Genomic DNA, 16948 nt, shown 5'->3' with positions numbered 1-16948 from the left:
CGCCCGCTGCGCCGCGCCAGCGCTCAATCGTATTGGTCGAACACCTGCGCGCCGGTGAGCTCGCGGGTCTGGTTGGCGAAGCAGTACCAGGCCGGTTTCTGCTCGATGAAGATCTGTTCGTCGAACTGCCAGGCTTCGTCCCCTTCGAGCACGCCGACCGAAACCGCGTAGGCATCCTGCGCCTTCAGGCGATAGTACAGGTGCGTGCCGCATTGACCGCAGAAGCCGCGCTGCGCCCAGGCGGAGGAGTCGTGCACGCTCGGCTGCCGGCCGCTGAAGCGTGGCGGCTGGCTGCAATGCACCACCAGCCAGGGGCCGCCGGTCCAGGTGCGGCAGGTCGTGCAATGACAGGCGCTGACGCCGGTGCTGGCGACGACGACGTGAAAACGGACGGCGCCGCACAGGCAGGCGCCTTGCTTTTCCAGGGACATGATCGGGCTCCGGCGCAGCACAGGTGCGCAGAGTATAGCGCCTGGCTGATGGCTCGTTGGAGGCGCCAGGCACGGGCGGCCAGCGACCGCCCGGCGCAGCCCGGCCTTTAGAGCAGGATCGTGCCGCGCAGGAACAACGCTGCGTGCCCCTTGATCACGACCCGGCCATTGCCGGGCACCTGGCATTGCAGTTGCCCCTTGCGCGCGCCGCCCTGCTCGCACTCGAGGCTGCGCTTGCCCAGGCGCGCCGCCCAGTAAGGCGCGAGCGAGGTGTGCGCGGAACCGGTGACCGGGTCTTCGTTGACGCCGACTCGCGGGCCGAACCAGCGGCTGACGAAATCGAAACCACGACCCGGCGCCGTCACCGCGATGCCGCGCACATCGAAGCTGGCGAGCGCGGCGAAATCAGGTTGCAAGGTATCGAGCGCCGCGGCGTCGTCGAGCACCAGCAGGTAGTCGTCGGTACGGTACAGCGCATGGGCGTGCTCCAGCCCGAGCGCCTGCAACAGCGCCGGTGGCGTCTCGACTGGCTGCGGCTGCCTGGCCGGAAAGTCCATGGCCAGCCGTCCATCGGCCTCGCGACTGACCCGCAGTTCGCCACTGCGGGTCTGGAAGCGCAACACCTCGGCCTGCTCGCCCAGCTGTTCGTACAGCACCCAGGCCGTGGCCAGGGTGGCGTGCCCGCACAGATCGACCTCGACGCTCGGCGTGAACCAGCGCAGTTCGAAGCCGTCGCCCTGACGGACGAAGTAGGCCGTTTCGGACAGGTTGTTCTCTTCGGCGATCCGTTGCAGCAGCTCATCGGCCAGCCAGGCGTCCAAGGGACAGACAGCGGCGGGATTGCCGCCGAAAGGTCGAGCGGAAAACGCATCGACCTGGAAGATCTCAAGTTGCATGCATGACACTCCTCATGGGGAACCGGATCAGCCGCGAACCGGGGTGAGCACCGGTTCGCCGGCGAAGAACGCTTGCAGGTTGCGTAACACCAGCATGACCGTGTCACGCGCCGCTTCTGGCGACTGGCCCGCCACATGTGGGGTCAGCAGCGTATTGTCGAGCGCCTTGAGCGCGTCGGGCACGTTCGGCTCGTCATCGAACACGTCCAGCGCGGCGCCGGCGATCTGTCCGGACCGCAGCGCTTGCACCAGCGCCTGGGTATCGACCACGCTGGCGCGGGCGATGTTGACCAGGTAGCCGGCCTGGCCAAGCGCCTCGAGTACCTTGGCGTCGACCAGGTGACGCGTGCGCGGGCCACCGGGCGTAGCGATCACCAGGATATCCACGGCCTCGGCCAGCGCCAAAGGCGTCGGATACCAGCTGTAGGTGGCCTGCTGGCGCGGGGTTCGGGTGCAGTAGGCAATGGGCATGTCGAAACCCAGCGCGGCGCGCCTGGCGATGGCCTGGCCGACCGCGCCGAGGCCGAGCAGGCCAAGCCGCTTGCCGGACACCGAAGGGCTGATCACCCGGTTCCACTCGCCACGTCGGGTGCTGGCATCGGCCCGGGGGATGTCGCGTAGCAGGCCCAGCAGCATGGCCATGGCGTGGTCGGCCACCGCGGCCGCGTTCGCCCCGGCGCCGTTGGTCACGGTGATGCCGCGCGCCGCCGCGGCGGCCAGATCGACCTGCTCGTAGCCGGCGCCGATCACGCAGATGATCCGCAGCGCCGGCAAGGCGTCGATCTCGGCGGCTGTCAGGCCCAGTGGGCCGCGGGTCAGCACGGCATCGACCTGCGCGGCGTGGTGCTCGATGAACTGGCGGCGCAGCTGCGGCGTCGGTGCCCGCAGCAGCCGATAGCCGGCCTGCTCCAGCAATGGAAGGTAATCGTCGACGGTTTCGACCAGTACCAGGACTGTCTTGCTCATGCCACCTCCTGTGCGATGCGAGGCGGCATTATGCGCGGCTGCGCCTACTGCGCGAAAGCCCGGCCCAGGCCACCCGGCACGCCGCTGCTGTCGGTCTCCTGCCACGGCCCCTCAGGGCTCAGCGACCAGCTCCAGCCATTGTTCCAGCGATAGTAGGTACGTTGCCGGTAGAAGGTATTGGTCTGTTTTTCCAGCACGTAGACGCCCAGGCGTGGGTCCCAGTGGCTGGCGCCCCCTGGCGGCGGCGCGAAGCTGGCCGAGGTACGCGGCATCGGTTTGGGCGTGGCGGCCGGCTTGCCTGGCTTTGGCGTGCTGCCCTGCCCGCCTGGCAGCGGCTTGACCACCGGCCCCTGCGGTGGCGGCGCTTCGATCGGCGGCTGGGGCTGCTCGGCCGGACGATGCGCGGTACAGGCGGACAGCCCCACGGCCAGGGTAATCAAGGTCAGGCGGATGGCGCTGTTCATGGACGGCTCTCTTGCTGATCGGGACGGTCGATGGTCAGGTGCTGGACAGCGCGAGTCGACGTGGCCAGCGGTGGGTTCCGTCCGATCCATTCGCCGTGGGTCGGCTGGCCGGCGCGGGACACCCGTGCAAGCAGTTCGACTTGCGCGAAGCCGGACAGTTTCATCTGCGCCATCATCGCGTCGGCATCGCTCAGTTCGACTTCGAGCGGCAACTGGGCCACGCGCAACCGCTTGGCCGCCAACGGCATCGGCGGCCCGCCGACAGCCCTGGCGAACAGGTAGACGGTGTCCTCGGGGCGCACCTTGTCCTTGATGGCCTCGGCCAGCGAGAGCCTGACCTTGAGCCTGACCGCGGGGGCCTCGGCCCTCTTGGCCGTGCCATCGTCCTGCACCGACGTGCCGGCGGCGAGCCGCTCGGCCGCCCGATCGATCCCGCCCTGCAACGCCGCGCGCGAGGCGTCATCGGCAGGCAACGCGGCCAGCAGGCGCTTCCAGTAGTCGATGGCCTCCTGGTAACGCGCCCCCTCGAAGGCAGCGATGCCGAGCAGGCCGAGGCTGGTGGGCTCCTTCGGATCCTGTCGCAGCGCTTCGTCGGCCAGGGCCTGCAGGCGATCGTTCCATTGCTTGCCATTGGCGAAATACGCCGCCTGGGCCCACTGGCCGAGCAGTTCGGGCTGGCGCCCGGCGAGCGCCACGGCGCGCTCGAAGGCCTGGGAGGCGTCGCCAGGACGCTGCTGGGCCATGTAGGCACGGCCAAGGAAGTACCAGCCTTCGGCCGACTCCGGCTGAGCTTGCACGGTACGTTCCAGGCGTGTGGTCATGTCCTGCAGGTTGCTGGGCGCCTGGGCGAACTCGCGGGCCAGCTCGACCTTGTCGGCCGCGCCAAAATGCAGGTAGAGGCCAAGCGCGACGACCGGCAGCAGCACGGCGACGGCCAGCGGCACGCCGCGACCGAGCGGCCGGGCTGGCGCGCCGCCGAGGGTTTCGGTATCGGTCAGCAGTTCGCGGGCCGCCTCGTCACGACCACGCTGCAACTGCGCCGCATCGAGCACGCCGGCCTGTTGCTGGGCCTCGAGTTCGGCCACGCGTTCCTGGTACAACTCGACGTTGAGCGCGGCGCGGTCCTGTTCGGCATGCGGCCCACCGGCACGCAGGATGGGCACCAGCAGCAGGCCCAGGGCCACGAGCGACAGCAGGCCGGCAGCCAGCCACAGATCAGTCATCGGTGTGTTTCCTGTCCAGCAGTTTGGCGAGACGTTCGCGTTGCTCGGTCGACAGCTGCGGCTCGGCGGAGCCAGCCGGCTCGCACCGGCGCCGGACGATCAGCGCCAGCACCACGAAGCCACCGACCAGAAGGGCCCCGGGGCCGAACCAGAGCAGCCAGGTACGGCTGCTCAGCGCCGGCTTGTAGCGCACGAAATCGCCATAGCGGTCGACCATGAAGTCGACGATCTGCTGGTTGCTCCTGCCCTCGCCGAGCATGCGGAAGATCTCCCGGCGCAAGTCGGCGGCGATCGGTGCGTTGGAATCGGCGATATCCTGGTTCTGGCACTTGGGGCAGCGCAGTTCCCGGGTCAGTTGCTGATAGCGCTCGCGCTCGGCCTGGTCGCGGAACTGGTAGGTGTCGATTGCCGCGCGGGCCGCCGAGGCCAAGCCGAGCCCGAGCGCCAGCACGATCAGCCAGCGCTTCATGGCCGAGCCTCGTCGACCAGTGCCTGGTACAACGGCGCCAACCGCTCGCGCCAGACCTTGGCGTCGATGACCCCGACATGGCGATAGCGGATCACCCCGCCGGCATCGATCACGAAAGTCTCCGGCGCGCCGTACACGCCCAGGTCCAGGCCCAGGCTGCCCTGCTCGTCGCGGATGTCGAGCTGGTAAGGATCGTGGAAATCCCTCAGCCATTCCAGCGCGGCGGCATTGTCGTCCTTGTAGTTGATGCCATGGATGACCACGCCCTGCCTGGCCAGCTGGTTCAGGTAGGGGTGCTCGATCTTGCACGACGGGCACCAGGTGCCCCAGACGTTGACCAGTGCCGGCCGGCCCTTGAGGTCGACTTCGGTCAAGTTCCGCCCGCCCTGCACCGAAGCCAGGGAAAACGCCGGGAATGGCTTGCCGACCAGCGCCGAGGGCAGCTCGTCGGGCTTGAGGAACAACCCTCGATAGAGGAATGCCGCCAGCAAGAGGAAGACTGCCAACGGCAGCACCATGATCCAACGTTTCATGCGGTCGCTCCAGACAGGCCCAGGGCTTCACGCACCCGGGCACCGACCTTGACGCGGTAGCGTCGGTCGAACGCCGCCAGCAAGCCGCCCAGGCCGGTCAGCAGACCGCCCAGCCAGATCCAGCGGACATAGGGTTTGACGTGCACGCGCACCGCCCAGGCGCCGTCTTGCAGCGGCTCGCCCAGCGCCACGTACAGGTCGCGGGTGAAGCCGGCATCGATGCCGGCCTCGGTCATCATCGAACGCTGCACGGTGTACAGACGCTTTTCCGGATGCAGCACGGCGACTTCCCGGCCCGCGCGACTGACCCGGATGGTCCCCTTGTCGGAAACGAAGTTCGGGCCTTCGAAGTGCCGCGCGCCGTCGAAGCGGAAGTGGTACCCGGCCAGCTCCACCGAGTCGCCTGGCGCCATGCGCAGGTCCCGCTCGGCGCTGCTCTGGCTCGACAACACCACGCCCAGGGCGCAGATCGCCAGGCCCAGGTGCGCCAGCTGCATGCCCCAGTAGCTGCGGCCAAGCTGGCGCAGCCCCTTGAGCAACCCCTTGTGGCGGGTCTTGTCGAGCAGGTCGCGCAGGCCACCGAGCACCACCCAGGCGGCCAGGGCCAGCGTGCCGAGCACCGGCCAGGCGAAATCGTCGATCACCAGGGCAGCGATCGGCGCCAGCACGGCGCTGCCCAGCAGCACCGGGGTCAGCATCCCGGCCAACCAGCGGCCGGGCGTATCCTTCCAGCGCACCAGCACGCCGACGCCCAGCACCAGCATCAGCAAGGCCATCATCGGCAGGAACAGCGCATCGAAGTAAGGCGGCCCGACCGACAGCTTGGCGCCGGTCAGGGCATCGAGCACCAGCGGGTAGAGCGTGCCAAGCAGGATCGTCGAGGCAGCCACCACCAGGACCAGGTTGTTGGCCAGCAGCAGCGTCTCGCGCGACCACAGGGCAAAGCCGACCTGGCTCTTGACCACCGGCGCGCGCAGGGCGAACAGGGTCAGCGAACCACCCACCACGCAGAGCAGGAAGATCAGGATGAACACGCCACGCGAGGGGTCGGCGGCAAAGGCATGCACCGAGGTGAGCACCCCCGAGCGAACCAGGAAGGTGCCCAGCAGGCTCAGGGAAAACGCAGCGATCGCCAACAGCACCGTCCAGCTCTTGAACACCCCGCGCTTCTCGGTGACCGCCAGCGAATGGATCAGCGCGGTGCCGACCAGCCAGGGCATGAACGAGGCGTTTTCCACCGGGTCCCAGAACCACCAGCCGCCCCAGCCCAGCTCGTAGTACGCCCACCAGGAACCGAGGGTGATGCCGATGCCGAGAAACGCCCAGGCAACGATGGCCCAGGGGCGTGACCAGCGTGCCCAGGCCGCGTCCAGGCGGCCGCCGAGCAGCGCGGCGATGGCGAAGGCGAAGGCCACCGAGAAGCCCACGTAGCCCATGTACAGCATCGGCGGGTGGACGATCAGCCCGACGTCCTGCAAGAGCGGGTTCAGATCGCGACCGTTGGCCGGCATCTGCGGCAGCAGGCGCTCGAACGGGTTGGAGGTGATGATCAGAAAGGCCAGGAAGCCCACGCTGATCATGCCCATCACCGCCAGCACCCGAGCCAGCATGACGTGCGGCAGCTGCCGCGAGCACACCGAGACGGCGAAGGTCCAACCACCGAGGATCAGCGCCCAGAGCAGCAGCGAGCCCTCGTGGGCGCCCCATACGGCGCTGAACTTGTAATACCAGGGCAAGGCGCTGTTGGAGTTGCTGGCCACGTAGGCCACCGAGAAGTTGTCGCTCAGGAAGGCCTGGACCAGGCAGGCGAATGCCACGGCCAGGAAGGCGAACTGGCCCCAGGCCGCCGGTCGCGCCAGGCTCATCCACAGCCGGTCGCCGCGCCAGGCGCCGATCAACGGCACGCTGGCCTGGACCACGGCGAAGCAGATCGCCAGGATCATCGACAGCTGGCCCAGTTCGGGCACCACCAGGGCTACGGTCATGGCTGGCGCTCCGCCACGCTGGAGGCCTGGCCGTTTTCCTTCAGCGCCTTGCTGACCTCCGGCGGCATGTACTTCTCGTCATGCTTGGCCAGCACTTCGTCGGCCACCACCACGCCATTGCCATCGAGCTTGCCCAGGGCGACGATCCCCTGCCCCTCGCGGAACAGGTCCGGGAGAATGCCGCGATAGCTGATCGGCACCGACTTGTTGAAGTCGGTGACCACGAAGCGCACGTCGAGCGAATCGGCCGAGCGCTGCACCGAGCCCTTCTCGACCATGCCGCCGGCACGGATCCGGGTATCGCGCGGCGCTTCGCCGTTGGCGATCTGGGTCGGCGTGTAGAACAGGTTGATGTTCTGTTGCAGGGCACCGAGGGCAAACCACAAGGCCAGGCCCACTCCCAGCAGCAGCACGACGATCAGCGACAGGCGTTTCTTGCGTTGGGGATTCACTGGTCACGCTCCCGGCGCAGGCGGCGCGCCTCTTGTTGCACGTAGCGACGACGCGCCAGCCACGGCGCCACGACATTGATCACCAGCACTGCCAGGCAGATGCCGTAGGCCGACCAGACGTACAGGCCATGCCGACCCATGGCGATGAAATCGGCGAACGAGGCGAAGCTCATCGGATGGTCTCCCGACCCAGGCTGTGCATGATTTCCTCCTTCACCCAGCTGGCGCGTGCCTCGCGCCGGAGCAGCTCCAGGCGCATGCGCATCAGCAGCACCGCGCCGAAGAAGCAGTAGAAGCCCAGCACGGTGAGCAGCAGCGGCAGCCACATCTCGGCCGGCATGGCCGGTTTTTCGGTCAAGGTGAAGGTGGCGCCCTGGTGCAGGGTGTTCCACCACTGCACCGAATACTTGATGATCGGGATGTTCACCACGCCGACGATCGCCAGCACCGCGCAGGCCCTGGCCGAGCTGTCACGATTGCCGATTGCCTGGCCGAGCGCAATGATGCCGAAGTACAGGAACAGCAGGATGAGCATCGACGTCAGTCGGGCATCCCAGACCCACCAGCTGCCCCAGGTCGGCTTGCCCCAGATGGCCCCGGTGAGCAGCGCCACCGCGGTCATCCAGGCGCCGATCGGCGCGGCGCATTGCAAGGCCACATCGGCCAGCTTCATCTTCCAGACCAGCCCAACCACCCCGGCCACGGCCAGCAGCACATAGCACGATTGCGCCAGCATCGCCGCCGGTACGTGGATGTAGATGATGCGGAAGCTGTTGCCCTGCTGGTAATCCTCGGGCGCGAATGCCAGGCCCCAGGCCATGCCGGCCAGCAGCAGCAGGAAGGCGGCACTGGCCAGCCAGGGGAGCAGGCGGCCGCCGATGGCGTAGAACCATTTCGGCGACCCCAGTTTGTGGAACCATGTCCAGGTTGTCTTCATCAGGCGCATCCAGGTATTGGCCGGGCTCGAGGCACGGATCTCGTTATTCGCCGACACTGATCCTCAGGCCGGCGGCGATGGCGAACGGCGCCAGGGTGACCGTCAGGGCCGCGAGGCTCGCGAGCCAGAGCAGGTGGGCCGTCGCCGGCATGGCCTGCAGGGCTGCTTGCAAGGCGCCACTGCCCAGGATCAGGACAGGGATATACAACGGCAGGATCAACAGCGCCAGCAGCAATCCGCCGCGCTTGAGACCCACGGTCAGTGCCGCGCCCACCGCGCCCAGCAGGCTCAGCACCGGAGTGCCGAGCAGCAGCGAAGCCAGCAGCACCGGCAGGCAGGCCGCTGGCAGGCCGAGCATCAGCGCCAGCAACGGCGCCAGCAGCACCAGCGCCAGCCCGGAAAACGCCCAGTGGGCCACGACCTTGGCCAGCACCAGCAGCGGCAACGGATGCGGCGAGAGCACCCATTGCTCCAGCGAGCCGTCTTCGAAATCGCCACGGAACAGGCCATCGAGCGAGAGCAACACGGCAAGCAGCGCGGCGACCCAGACCAGACCGGGCGACAGGCTCTGCAGCAGCCGGGTCTCGGGCCCCACCGCCAGCGGGAACAGCGCCACCACGATGGCGAAGAATACCAGCGGGTTGGCCAGTTCCGCGGGCCGCCGGCACAGCAGCCGGGCTTCGCGACGCAACAACGGGAAGAATACGCTCATGCCGCGGCCCATCGTCCCAGGTTCAGTTCACGGTAGCCGCCCGGCTTGCGCTCGAGGCGGTGATGGGTGGTCAGCACCACGCTGCCCCCCTGCTCGCAATGAGCCGCCAGGTGCGCCTCGAGCTGGGCCACGCCTTGCCTGTCCAGGGCGGTGAATGGTTCATCGAGAATCCACAACGGCGGACCGTCCAGGTACAGACGCGCCAGGGCCACCCGGCGCTGCTGCCCAGCCGAGAGGGTGTGGCACGGCACATCCTCGAACCCTTGCAGCCCGACGCGGGCCAGCGCAGCGTCGACCGCGGCCGTGCTGGCCGGCCGATGCAGCGCACACAGCCAGGCCAGGTTCTCCTGCGCGCTGAGCAGGTCCTTGATTCCCGCGGCATGGCCGATCCACAGCAGCACGCTGGCAAGCGCATGGCGTTGCTCGGCCAAGGGCCGCCCCTCGAGCAGCACCTGCCCGGCCGTGGGCTGCATGAGCCCTGCCAGCAGACGCAGCAGGCTGGTCTTGCCGCTGCCGTTGGGGCCGCTGACCTGCAGCATGTCGCCTGGCTGGAGCTGCAATTGCAGGTTCTCGAACAGCAGGCGCAAGTCACGTTCGCAGGCCAGGCCCACGGCTTGAAGATGGAAGGTCACGGTTTCGCCTTGTGCAGGAACGGCCTCAAGTCGCCTGGCCGCCTGCCGTTATACTGGAAACGGCAAGGCATCGGCCGACGGACGGGCGGCATTATACATGCCCTGGCCCGACGCCAAAAACGCAGGTTCGACAGGTTGTACAGGGCATGACCGAAATCAACAGTCTTGGCGCACCGGCGGCGGTGAGCCTGCAAGCAGGCAAGGCCGCCATGACCGGCGAGCTGCTACGCCTGCTGCAGCCCCAGCCCGGTTTGCTGGCGGCTGGCGAGAACGCCCGCGCCGAAGTCGTCTCGTTGCGCCAGGCCGGCCAGGATTTCCAGTTGCTGCTGCGCCTGACCTTGGCCGGCGGCTTGCAGAACCGGGTCCGGGTCAGCGCCAGCCAGCCCCTGCCCGTCGGCACCCTGCTGGTCGTCAGCCAGCCGGCCGGCAATCCCCAGGGCCTGGCCATCCGTCAGGTCACGGTCGGGGGCGGTGAGCCGCTGGTGCGCCTGGATACCGCGCGGATGCCGGTCGGCACGCTGTTGCAGGCCAAGGTGGTGACCAGCCAGGCGCAGCCGCAGGCCCCTGGTCAGCCGGTCAGCTACCGGGCCCTGGCGACCCTGGTCAACACCGCTCAGGCGGGCGCCACGCTGAGCATCGACAGCCCGCGTCCGCTGAACGTCGGCAGCCTGCTCAGCGCTCTGGTCGAAAGCGACCAGGCGCTGCGCTTCGTGCCGCTGGCCGGGCGCCAGGACCAGCTCGCCACCGAGCAGCAACTGCGGGTCCAGCAAGGCCGCCAGGCGTCGCTGCCCGGTTTGCTGGAGGCCTTGCAGCAGCTGTCCGTGGATGACGAGCTGGGTGCCGGTGCCCAGCGCTTGCTGGCCAGCTTGCCGGACCTGCGTCAGCTTGCCGATGCCAAGGGCCTGGCCCAGGCGTTCGCCAGTTCCGGGGCTTTTCTCGAAGCCGGCTTGCTCGGTGGCCCGACAGGTGGTCTGGAGCGCGATGTCAAGGCGCAACTGTTGCGCCTGGTCGCGCAACTGCCACCCGGCGTGCCCGGCAGCCCGACGCTGGCTCCGGCGAACGCCTCGAGCATCATGGCCCAGGCCTTGCCGGGCATGGTACGCAATGCCCTGGGCCTGCTTGGACAGGTGGGGCCAAGGCCCCAGCCTGGCGCTTTCCCCCTGCCCTCGCGACTGTTGCAGAGTCTCGAGCAGGAGGACGACCTGGAGCATCTGTTGCGCCTGGCTGCCGCTGCCATCGCGCGTCTGCAGAGCCATCAGCTGGCGAGCCTGCAACAGACCGGCATGCTGGAAAACGGCAACCTGCAGACCACCTGGCAGACCGAGATCACGCTGCGCCAAGGCCTTGAGTTCGTCCCGCTGCAAGTCAAGCTGCAGCGCGAGGAGCCAGCGCCGCGACAAGATGAACCACCACGCGAACAACGCGAGCCGTTGCGTTCACTCTGGCGCATCGAACTGGCCTTCGACGTGGTGCCGCTGGGGCCGTTGCAGATCCAGGCCCAGCTCGACCAGGGCAAGTTGTCCGGGCAGTTGTGGGCACAACGCCCAGCCACGGCGGCCCTGGTGGACAGACACCTGGACGAGCTGCGCACGCGCCTGCTCGACAGGGGGCTGCAAGTCGGCGACCTGGCCTGCCACGCCGGCGCCCCGCCACAAGGGACCAGGACCCGCCTGGAACAACGCTGGGTGGACGACACCGCATGAATGAACGCTTCCAGCGCCAGGCCATCGCCCTGAGCTATGACGGCGCGCAGGCGCCGACCCTGAGCGCCAAGGGCGACGACGAGCTGGCCGAGGCGATCCTGGCCATCGCCCGCGAGCATGAGGTGCCGATCTACGAAAATGCCGAGCTGGTGCGCCTGCTGGCGCGACTGGAGCTGGGCGAGCAGATTCCCGAAACGCTGTACCTGACCATCGCCGAGATCATCGCCTTCGCCTGGCAACTGCGCGGCAAGCTGCCAGCAGGGTTCGACGACAGGCCCGCCCAGCCACGGGATGTCACGCCCGGCCTGGCGGGTCGCACAGGCCGTTGATGGGCCAGCGCCACTTGTTCACGACAGGTATCGGGAAATGCCGGGGCAGCGGACTGCGCCGCCCTGGCACGAAGGGCGGTCACCCCCTCCTGCTGAAGACCTTCGAGAACCCTTTCCAGTTACCCCATGGCAGCCATGTTTCGTTGTTGAGCTGACCATTGACTTTTGACAGCTCTTCGGACTCGAAGACATTGGTCATGCCCATCAGGCCTGTCGTCGTGCATATCAGGGTATTGGCGTCGCTGGAATCGAAGACACTGACGATGTCGACGATGTCGCGCCATGTAGACTGAGGCTTGACGAACGGATGTCCCATGTCGGCCATCAGGTTTTCCAAGTTGGCGATCGAGCCCCTCGGCCTCATCAGCTCCTCCATGGATATCTCGCTCCTGAGCTGGACGTCCACCGTGGGGCGATAACGCGCCGCCCGCCCTCTAGTGCTCCTGAGCAGGTGCGCCAGTGGCTTGCCGGAACGACCGCCCAGCTTGGTGGACAGTTTGCGCATGCCCTTGGCCACCACCGAAGCCACTTTGCCCGCAGTCCCGACAACCCCTGCGGCGATCGTGGTGGAGAGGGAAATCCAACCCAGTATTTCCGAGGCCTTCGGGTCGGTATCGGAGGTCACCGCCGAGGCGACGGCCGTGCCGAAGGCGACCAGCGACAGGCCGACGATTGCCGCATAGACCCACAATGACAGCCCACCGGTGGCGATCGCGGTGAGCACACCGATGCCCGCCCATATGCCAGTGGTCAGGACCGATGCTGCCTTTTCGCCAATGGCCAGGCTTGCCACCCGTTCTGCCGCGTACGTGATGAAGAAGGCCCCTACCACGACGGCCAAGGCGGCGAAGATGCCCAGATGGCCCGTAGGATCCTGTCGATTGACTGGATCGCCATCGCAGTACGCATAGGCATTGGGCCCGCCCTTGCCGAAGGGGCTCTCGCTGTCGGGACTGGGGAAGCGCATGAGCTCCGGTGCGTACCAGCGGTAGCCATTGCCGAGCGGATACTGATCGTTGCTGGCATCACGGTACTCGCCATTGAAGCCTTCCAGCGCCTCCTGCTCTGTCGAGCAATGGCTGCCATAGGCGGTATAGGCGTGGTGGGCGAACGTCTCGGCCGTCAGATCGCAAGTCAGCACCACGGTGCCGGCAAGGTCCTTGAGCTGGACGAGCAGGCGTCTCACGCCGGATCTGACCACGCTCGTCACTGACAGGCCAGTGCCGTCGAGGCAGCAGTGGCGCATGTCGTCGGCCTTGGCGCCATACTCGCCACGCACGGTGAGGTCGTCGTAGATGATCTGGTTCTGGTCCGCCCCCTCGCCTGAGGCCATCAGCCTGCTCAGCGCGTCGTAGGCATAATGCCTGCTCCCCGACTTCGTCAGCCGGCCGAGGGCATCGTACTGGTAGGTCTTGCCGTTCTGGTCCTTGGTGACCCGGCCGGCTGCATCGTAGGTCAGCTCGCCGCTCGCTCCCATGCTTGCATGACTGTGCTTGACCCTCTTGAGCAGCGTCCCATCATAGATGAAATCGGACGTGCAGCTGTTGCCGCCGAACGAGGTGACGCACTTGACCACGTTGCCCCGGTCGTCATGGCTGAACGTCTGCGTGTCGATGGGTTCGCCCTTGACGGTCGATGGACGCCAGACGCCCGAGGTCTCGCACGTTTGCAGGTTGCCGTACAGATCGTAGCCCAAGCTGCGACGCCCCAGGAGCTTGCCGTCCTGCTTGATCTGGGTATCGACCAGGCGCCCAGCCGCATCATAGGCCCGTGTGACCAGGAAGCTGCCTTGCGGGGTGGTGAAGGTCCGCGATGTTTCACAGTGTTCCTGGTCGTATTCGCACCTCAAGGCGAGCGTGTGCTTGAACGCCGCGTTGGCGCCACCGCGCACCGGCTGACCAATGCTCAAGGACTCGCCAGCCAGCCTGCCGGCGGCGTCGTAGACGTACTCCAATCGACTGCGTTCGGCGCCCCCAGCATGCAGGTGCTCCATGCGCAAGCGCCTGCCATGCTCGTCATACGCCAGTTCGGTCTTGCCACCGCCCGCATCCGTCTCACCGATCAAGCGCCCAGCGGCGGAACGCTGGTAGGTGATGGTCTTCCCGGCCGCGGCCGCCTGCTTGCCCTGTGCCGCGGCGAGCTGCTGCTTCAACCGAGCCTCGTAGCTCGACACGTTGCCTTGCTCATCATGGGTGGATCGAACGCTGCGCTCGCCCTCGCTGGCCTCGGAGACCGGGGTGGACGGCGTAGCGTAGCTGAAGGTCTGTTTCAGGCCACTGGCAGTTTCGCTGACGCTGGCGATACGGTTGCCGAGTTCCTTGTAATAGGTGTAGTTCAGCGTCTTGCCATCGGCGCTGGTCTTGGAGGCCGGGACGGTACTGCTGCCCTGGTAGCTGTAGGTTTCCTTGAAGCCATTGCGGGAAATGGACGTCACACGTCCGGCGTCATCGAAAGTGCGCTCGCCCAACAGGTGATATCCGACTTCCACGCGGACAGGTTCGCTCACCGTTAGGTCTTTCGAGAACTCATAACTATCGACCCGCGTACTTACCGGCTTGCGGGAATATCGCGTCGCGGGTTTCAACGCCTGTTCGAGTTCGCTCTCCAGATCCACCCTGGCACCGACCTGGTAATAAGCATGAGCTGCCTGGATACACCGTCCGGCACTGTCATACCGATAGTCGATGTTGTGCCGGGTCTCCAGCTCGATGATGACATGCCGAGCGATGAGCCCGTCCCGGCAGTAGACGAAGCCCTCCAGCTTTTGAACGGCCCCTACGGCGTCTCGCCATTCGATCTTCCTGACCGTCTCATCGTCATGGTAGTAGGTGAACTTTCCATGAAGATCACTGAGTTCACCTTGTCGCTCGATCCGCATGTTTTTCACCGGATCGAAGCAGTTGACCAACACTTCCCCGGTGGAAAGACGGGTAACCGCTTCATTGCCCCACGCATCATATTCATAGTCGCGACGCTCGCTGACGATCTGCTCACCGGACGCCAGGGGCAAGTAATCGAAGCGTTCGGTGGCACGCCTGCGACCCTGGTCGTCGAACGTTTCCTTGCGCATCAGCTTCCACGGTACCGTTTGCTCGTTCTTCCTGACCGGCGGAGCGAGATACTCATGCACCACATTGCCTCGCCCATCATACTCGAAGGCGCGGCGCAGACCATTGGGCTCGATGACCTCCATGCGCCCAGCGGCCGGGTAGCTATATCGGGTAAGCGCCATGAACTCCTCGTTTCCTGCACAGGTGACGTGACCCACCAGACGACCTTGAAGGTCATACTCGAACTCCGAGGTGTTGCCGTCGACATCGGTTTCAGAAACAAGCTGGCCCGTAAAGGGATTGTGGACTTGGCGAGTGGAAACTTCGTTTCCTTGAATGTGATCGGTGGTCACTGTCGTGAAAGCGTGGCCGATATAGGTGGTGGACTTTTTTCTCGTTATGCCGTTAGGCTGCGTCGTGACCGTTTCCTCAAGCCCTTGATCACCGTACTTGAAGGTCTGCTTGAGTTTGTCCGGACTGTCGAACAATGACTGTTCGCGCTTGACAGGGCGGGTGTAACGTAGCCCTTGCCGACTATGGCGCTTGTTCATTGCATCATAGCCAAACGTGCCAAGTAGGGAACTACCGTCCGAATAAGTGGTTTTTTCGGACTTCAACAGGGCCAAATCGAAAAGGGCACCCTCACCGGACGACGTGACGATTTTATGACTGTCCGCCGTATAGCTCCATTCGACGACCCCTTGAAGCGTTTCTCGCTTTACCATCAACTGGTTTTCATAGAAGGTGACGCTCTTATCCTGAAGCCTTTCCTCACCGTCTTTACTGGCGAATCGCTCGACCCTGATTACATTCTGGTCGAAGCTATTCCGGGTCGTCAGCTTCCTCGATTCATCCGAGCGCAGGTAAGCGACCGTCCTGAGCACTTGGTGGTCACTCCCATAGTTGATCTCTTCAATACGACCCGCACAGTCGACGGTCGTGCAATACGGTGACCGTAGCACAAGAGGCACGTCCATTTCTTCAAGTTGCCTTAAATGGCTCTTCCTCTTCAGTGCATACCACCTTTCCCAGTCATTGTATTCCTCATACTCTGACATCTCCATCCACAGGGACCTGAGTGCCATGTCATGCGTCTGCTTATGCAGAGTGATATGCCGCTTTACCTGCCTAAAGGCATCTTCCTCGATAATATCTCGCGATGCCTGACTATACTTATAAGTGGTGGCCACTTCGGTCGCACCGTGCGCAGGCTTTACCGTATGCTTGGCGACGCAGGGCAGCTTCGACAGCTTGGGGTCATGCTCGAAGGGCAGGCCGTTATCCTTGTATTCCACGGTTTCACTCAGCCCGTCAGGCGTGACCAGCTTGCTCAACAGCCAGCCACACTCCGGATGGTCATCGTAAGTGAAATCATAATGCTCGCCATGCGGCAAGCTCACCTGGACAAGTGCGAACTCCTTCACGTTTAACTGGTAGACCACCGAGTTCACGCTGATTTGGACAACCTGCTCGTCCTTGACCTCCTCGTACTCGACGTGGCCAAAAGCAGCCCCAACGTCGTCATAAATATCGACAAGCTTTATCTGGCTATAGGCACGGCCGTTCACCTCATGCCTGGCTTGCGCCCATGTGATATGTGCAAAGTTCTCGCCATCGTCGCTGATACGAACGGGCGCATAAATGGAGCTCTCGCCAACGCGCCACAGGACCTCGACCCGGCCGTTTGGACGTCTGACAGTCAAGCTTCCCTCGTGACTCCAAGACGCGATGATGGACAGCTGAGCGAGCGACTTGCCTTTTTCCACGTTGACCGCTTCACCTGAATGCAACCGCAGCATCCCGTTGTCTTCATTGTATGTCGTGAAGGCAAACGACCAGCCGTCGCCCAGGCCGGCTCGGTTGTTGACCATCGGGGTATAGAAGAGGCTCATGTCGATCGCCGGCCCCAGGCCTCGGTTGCAACTGAGGGTCGGCAAGGGAACGTAGACTTCGAACAAACCTGTGCGCGCGTCGACGAAGGTGCGCTTCTGGCTGGTCGTGTTGAAAATCTCGTGATTCTCGTCGTCACAAGGATCGATACCCATTACGTTGTGTTTCATGGCGCATCTCCACGCGAATGAGGTGTCAACGTGGCACCTCCAGGCTCGCACTGTATGAAGGCCGACGCCTAGCCCGCCACTGGCAGAATTGTCAGGCGCCGATGGC

Annotated in this window: 16 protein-coding genes; 2 read left to right on the top strand and 14 right to left on the bottom strand. The window is 65.4% G+C overall.

Annotated elements, in window-relative coordinates:
* Positions 1 to 23 precede the first annotated feature (23 nt).
* From ACY8GK_RS01930 to ccmA, 13 genes are all read right to left on the bottom strand, one after another.
* Positions 24 to 431 carry a GFA family protein gene (locus ACY8GK_RS01930; protein WP_196176486.1) on the bottom strand — a complete coding sequence of 136 codons (408 nt, stop codon included), beginning with the start codon at positions 429 to 431 and terminating at the stop codon, positions 24 to 26.
* A gap of 107 nt (positions 432 to 538) precedes the next feature.
* Positions 539 to 1327 carry a PhzF family phenazine biosynthesis protein gene (locus ACY8GK_RS01925; RefSeq protein WP_462402110.1) on the bottom strand — a complete coding sequence of 263 codons (789 nt, stop codon included), beginning with the start codon at positions 1325 to 1327 and terminating at the stop codon, positions 539 to 541.
* A gap of 27 nt (positions 1328 to 1354) precedes the next feature.
* Positions 1355 to 2293, bottom strand: coding sequence for an NAD(P)-dependent oxidoreductase (locus ACY8GK_RS01920; RefSeq protein ID WP_462402109.1), 939 nt, complete (start codon positions 2291 to 2293; stop codon positions 1355 to 1357).
* A gap of 44 nt (positions 2294 to 2337) precedes the next feature.
* The gene (locus tag ACY8GK_RS01915) at positions 2338 to 2757 is read right to left on the bottom strand and encodes a hypothetical protein (protein WP_462402108.1); all 420 of its coding nucleotides are present in this window, start codon (positions 2755 to 2757) and stop codon (positions 2338 to 2340) included.
* Positions 2754 to 3980: a c-type cytochrome biogenesis protein CcmI gene (gene ccmI, locus ACY8GK_RS01910; protein ID WP_462402107.1), complete on the bottom strand. Its 1227-nt coding sequence runs from the start codon at positions 3978 to 3980 to the stop codon at positions 2754 to 2756. The genes ACY8GK_RS01915 and ccmI overlap by 4 nt, the downstream gene beginning before the upstream one ends.
* Positions 3973 to 4449: a cytochrome c-type biogenesis protein gene (locus tag ACY8GK_RS01905; RefSeq protein ID WP_196176495.1), complete on the bottom strand. Its 477-nt coding sequence runs from the start codon at positions 4447 to 4449 to the stop codon at positions 3973 to 3975. The genes ccmI and ACY8GK_RS01905 overlap by 8 nt, the downstream gene beginning before the upstream one ends.
* Positions 4446 to 4982 carry a DsbE family thiol:disulfide interchange protein gene (locus tag ACY8GK_RS01900; protein WP_196176498.1) on the bottom strand — a complete coding sequence of 179 codons (537 nt, stop codon included), beginning with the start codon at positions 4980 to 4982 and terminating at the stop codon, positions 4446 to 4448. Before ACY8GK_RS01900 ends, ACY8GK_RS01905 begins: the two co-directional genes overlap by 4 nt.
* Positions 4979 to 6952 carry a heme lyase CcmF/NrfE family subunit gene (locus ACY8GK_RS01895; RefSeq protein ID WP_462402968.1) on the bottom strand — a complete coding sequence of 658 codons (1974 nt, stop codon included), beginning with the start codon at positions 6950 to 6952 and terminating at the stop codon, positions 4979 to 4981. The genes ACY8GK_RS01900 and ACY8GK_RS01895 overlap by 4 nt, the downstream gene beginning before the upstream one ends.
* 11 nt (positions 6953 to 6963) lie before the next feature.
* Positions 6964 to 7419 carry a cytochrome c maturation protein CcmE gene (ccmE, locus tag ACY8GK_RS01890; protein WP_196176500.1) on the bottom strand — a complete coding sequence of 152 codons (456 nt, stop codon included), beginning with the start codon at positions 7417 to 7419 and terminating at the stop codon, positions 6964 to 6966.
* A complete protein-coding gene (gene ccmD / locus ACY8GK_RS01885; RefSeq protein ID WP_196176502.1) occupies positions 7416 to 7592 on the bottom strand; it encodes a heme exporter protein CcmD in 177 nt (58 codons plus the stop codon). The genes ccmE and ccmD overlap by 4 nt, the downstream gene beginning before the upstream one ends.
* Positions 7589 to 8356: a heme ABC transporter permease gene (locus ACY8GK_RS01880; RefSeq protein ID WP_196176504.1), complete on the bottom strand. Its 768-nt coding sequence runs from the start codon at positions 8354 to 8356 to the stop codon at positions 7589 to 7591. Before ACY8GK_RS01880 ends, ccmD begins: the two co-directional genes overlap by 4 nt.
* Before the next feature lie 43 nt (positions 8357 to 8399).
* Positions 8400 to 9068, bottom strand: coding sequence for a heme exporter protein CcmB (ccmB, locus tag ACY8GK_RS01875; protein WP_462402106.1), 669 nt, complete (start codon positions 9066 to 9068; stop codon positions 8400 to 8402).
* Positions 9065 to 9700, bottom strand: coding sequence for a cytochrome c biogenesis heme-transporting ATPase CcmA (gene ccmA / locus ACY8GK_RS01870; protein ID WP_196176508.1), 636 nt, complete (start codon positions 9698 to 9700; stop codon positions 9065 to 9067). The genes ccmB and ccmA overlap by 4 nt, the downstream gene beginning before the upstream one ends.
* A 146-nt stretch (positions 9701 to 9846) precedes the next feature.
* Between ccmA and fliK the strand changes: the two genes are divergently transcribed.
* On the top strand, positions 9847 to 11403 hold the full coding sequence (gene fliK / locus ACY8GK_RS01865; RefSeq protein ID WP_462402105.1) for a flagellar hook-length control protein FliK: 1557 nt from the start codon (positions 9847 to 9849) through the stop codon (positions 11401 to 11403).
* On the top strand, positions 11400 to 11732 hold the full coding sequence (locus ACY8GK_RS01860) for an EscU/YscU/HrcU family type III secretion system export apparatus switch protein (protein WP_462402104.1): 333 nt from the start codon (positions 11400 to 11402) through the stop codon (positions 11730 to 11732). The genes fliK and ACY8GK_RS01860 overlap by 4 nt, the downstream gene beginning before the upstream one ends.
* Positions 11733 to 11811: 79 nt before the next feature.
* On the opposite strand, the gene ACY8GK_RS01855 is transcribed toward ACY8GK_RS01860, so the two are convergent.
* Entirely contained in the window at positions 11812 to 16842 is a 5031-nt protein-coding gene (locus ACY8GK_RS01855; protein WP_462402103.1) for an RHS repeat domain-containing protein, read from the bottom strand.
* Between the last annotated feature and the right edge of the window lie 106 nt (positions 16843 to 16948).

Source organism: Pseudomonas sp. Marseille-QA0332, from assembly GCF_054950175.1.
The sequence above is the reverse complement of the archived record's forward strand: the minus strand, read 5'-3'. Positions and strand labels throughout refer to the sequence as shown.

Bases quoted from the DNA above. Each gene is read 5' to 3' on its own strand.
- ACY8GK_RS01930 (WP_196176486.1), bottom strand. From the start codon at position 431: ATGTCCCTGGAAAAGCAAGGCGCCTGCCTGTGCGGCGCCGTCCGTTTT.
- ACY8GK_RS01925 (WP_462402110.1), bottom strand. From the start codon at position 1,327: ATGCAACTTGAGATCTTCCAGGTCGATGCGTTTTCCGCTCGACCTTTC.
- ACY8GK_RS01920 (WP_462402109.1), bottom strand. From the start codon at position 2,293: ATGAGCAAGACAGTCCTGGTACTGGTCGAAACCGTCGACGATTACCTT.
- ACY8GK_RS01915 (WP_462402108.1), bottom strand. From the start codon at position 2,757: ATGAACAGCGCCATCCGCCTGACCTTGATTACCCTGGCCGTGGGGCTG.
- ccmI (WP_462402107.1), bottom strand. From the start codon at position 3,980: ATGACTGATCTGTGGCTGGCTGCCGGCCTGCTGTCGCTCGTGGCCCTG.
- ACY8GK_RS01905 (WP_196176495.1), bottom strand. From the start codon at position 4,449: ATGAAGCGCTGGCTGATCGTGCTGGCGCTCGGGCTCGGCTTGGCCTCG.
- ACY8GK_RS01900 (WP_196176498.1), bottom strand. From the start codon at position 4,982: ATGAAACGTTGGATCATGGTGCTGCCGTTGGCAGTCTTCCTCTTGCTG.
- ccmD (WP_196176502.1), bottom strand. From the start codon at position 7,592: ATGAGCTTCGCCTCGTTCGCCGATTTCATCGCCATGGGTCGGCATGGC.
- ACY8GK_RS01880 (WP_196176504.1), bottom strand. From the start codon at position 8,356: ATGAAGACAACCTGGACATGGTTCCACAAACTGGGGTCGCCGAAATGG.
- ccmB (WP_462402106.1), bottom strand. From the start codon at position 9,068: ATGAGCGTATTCTTCCCGTTGTTGCGTCGCGAAGCCCGGCTGCTGTGC.
- fliK (WP_462402105.1), top strand. From the start codon at position 9,847: ATGACCGAAATCAACAGTCTTGGCGCACCGGCGGCGGTGAGCCTGCAA.
- ACY8GK_RS01860 (WP_462402104.1), top strand. From the start codon at position 11,400: ATGAATGAACGCTTCCAGCGCCAGGCCATCGCCCTGAGCTATGACGGC.
- ACY8GK_RS01855 (WP_462402103.1), bottom strand. From the start codon at position 16,842: ATGAAACACAACGTAATGGGTATCGATCCTTGTGACGACGAGAATCAC.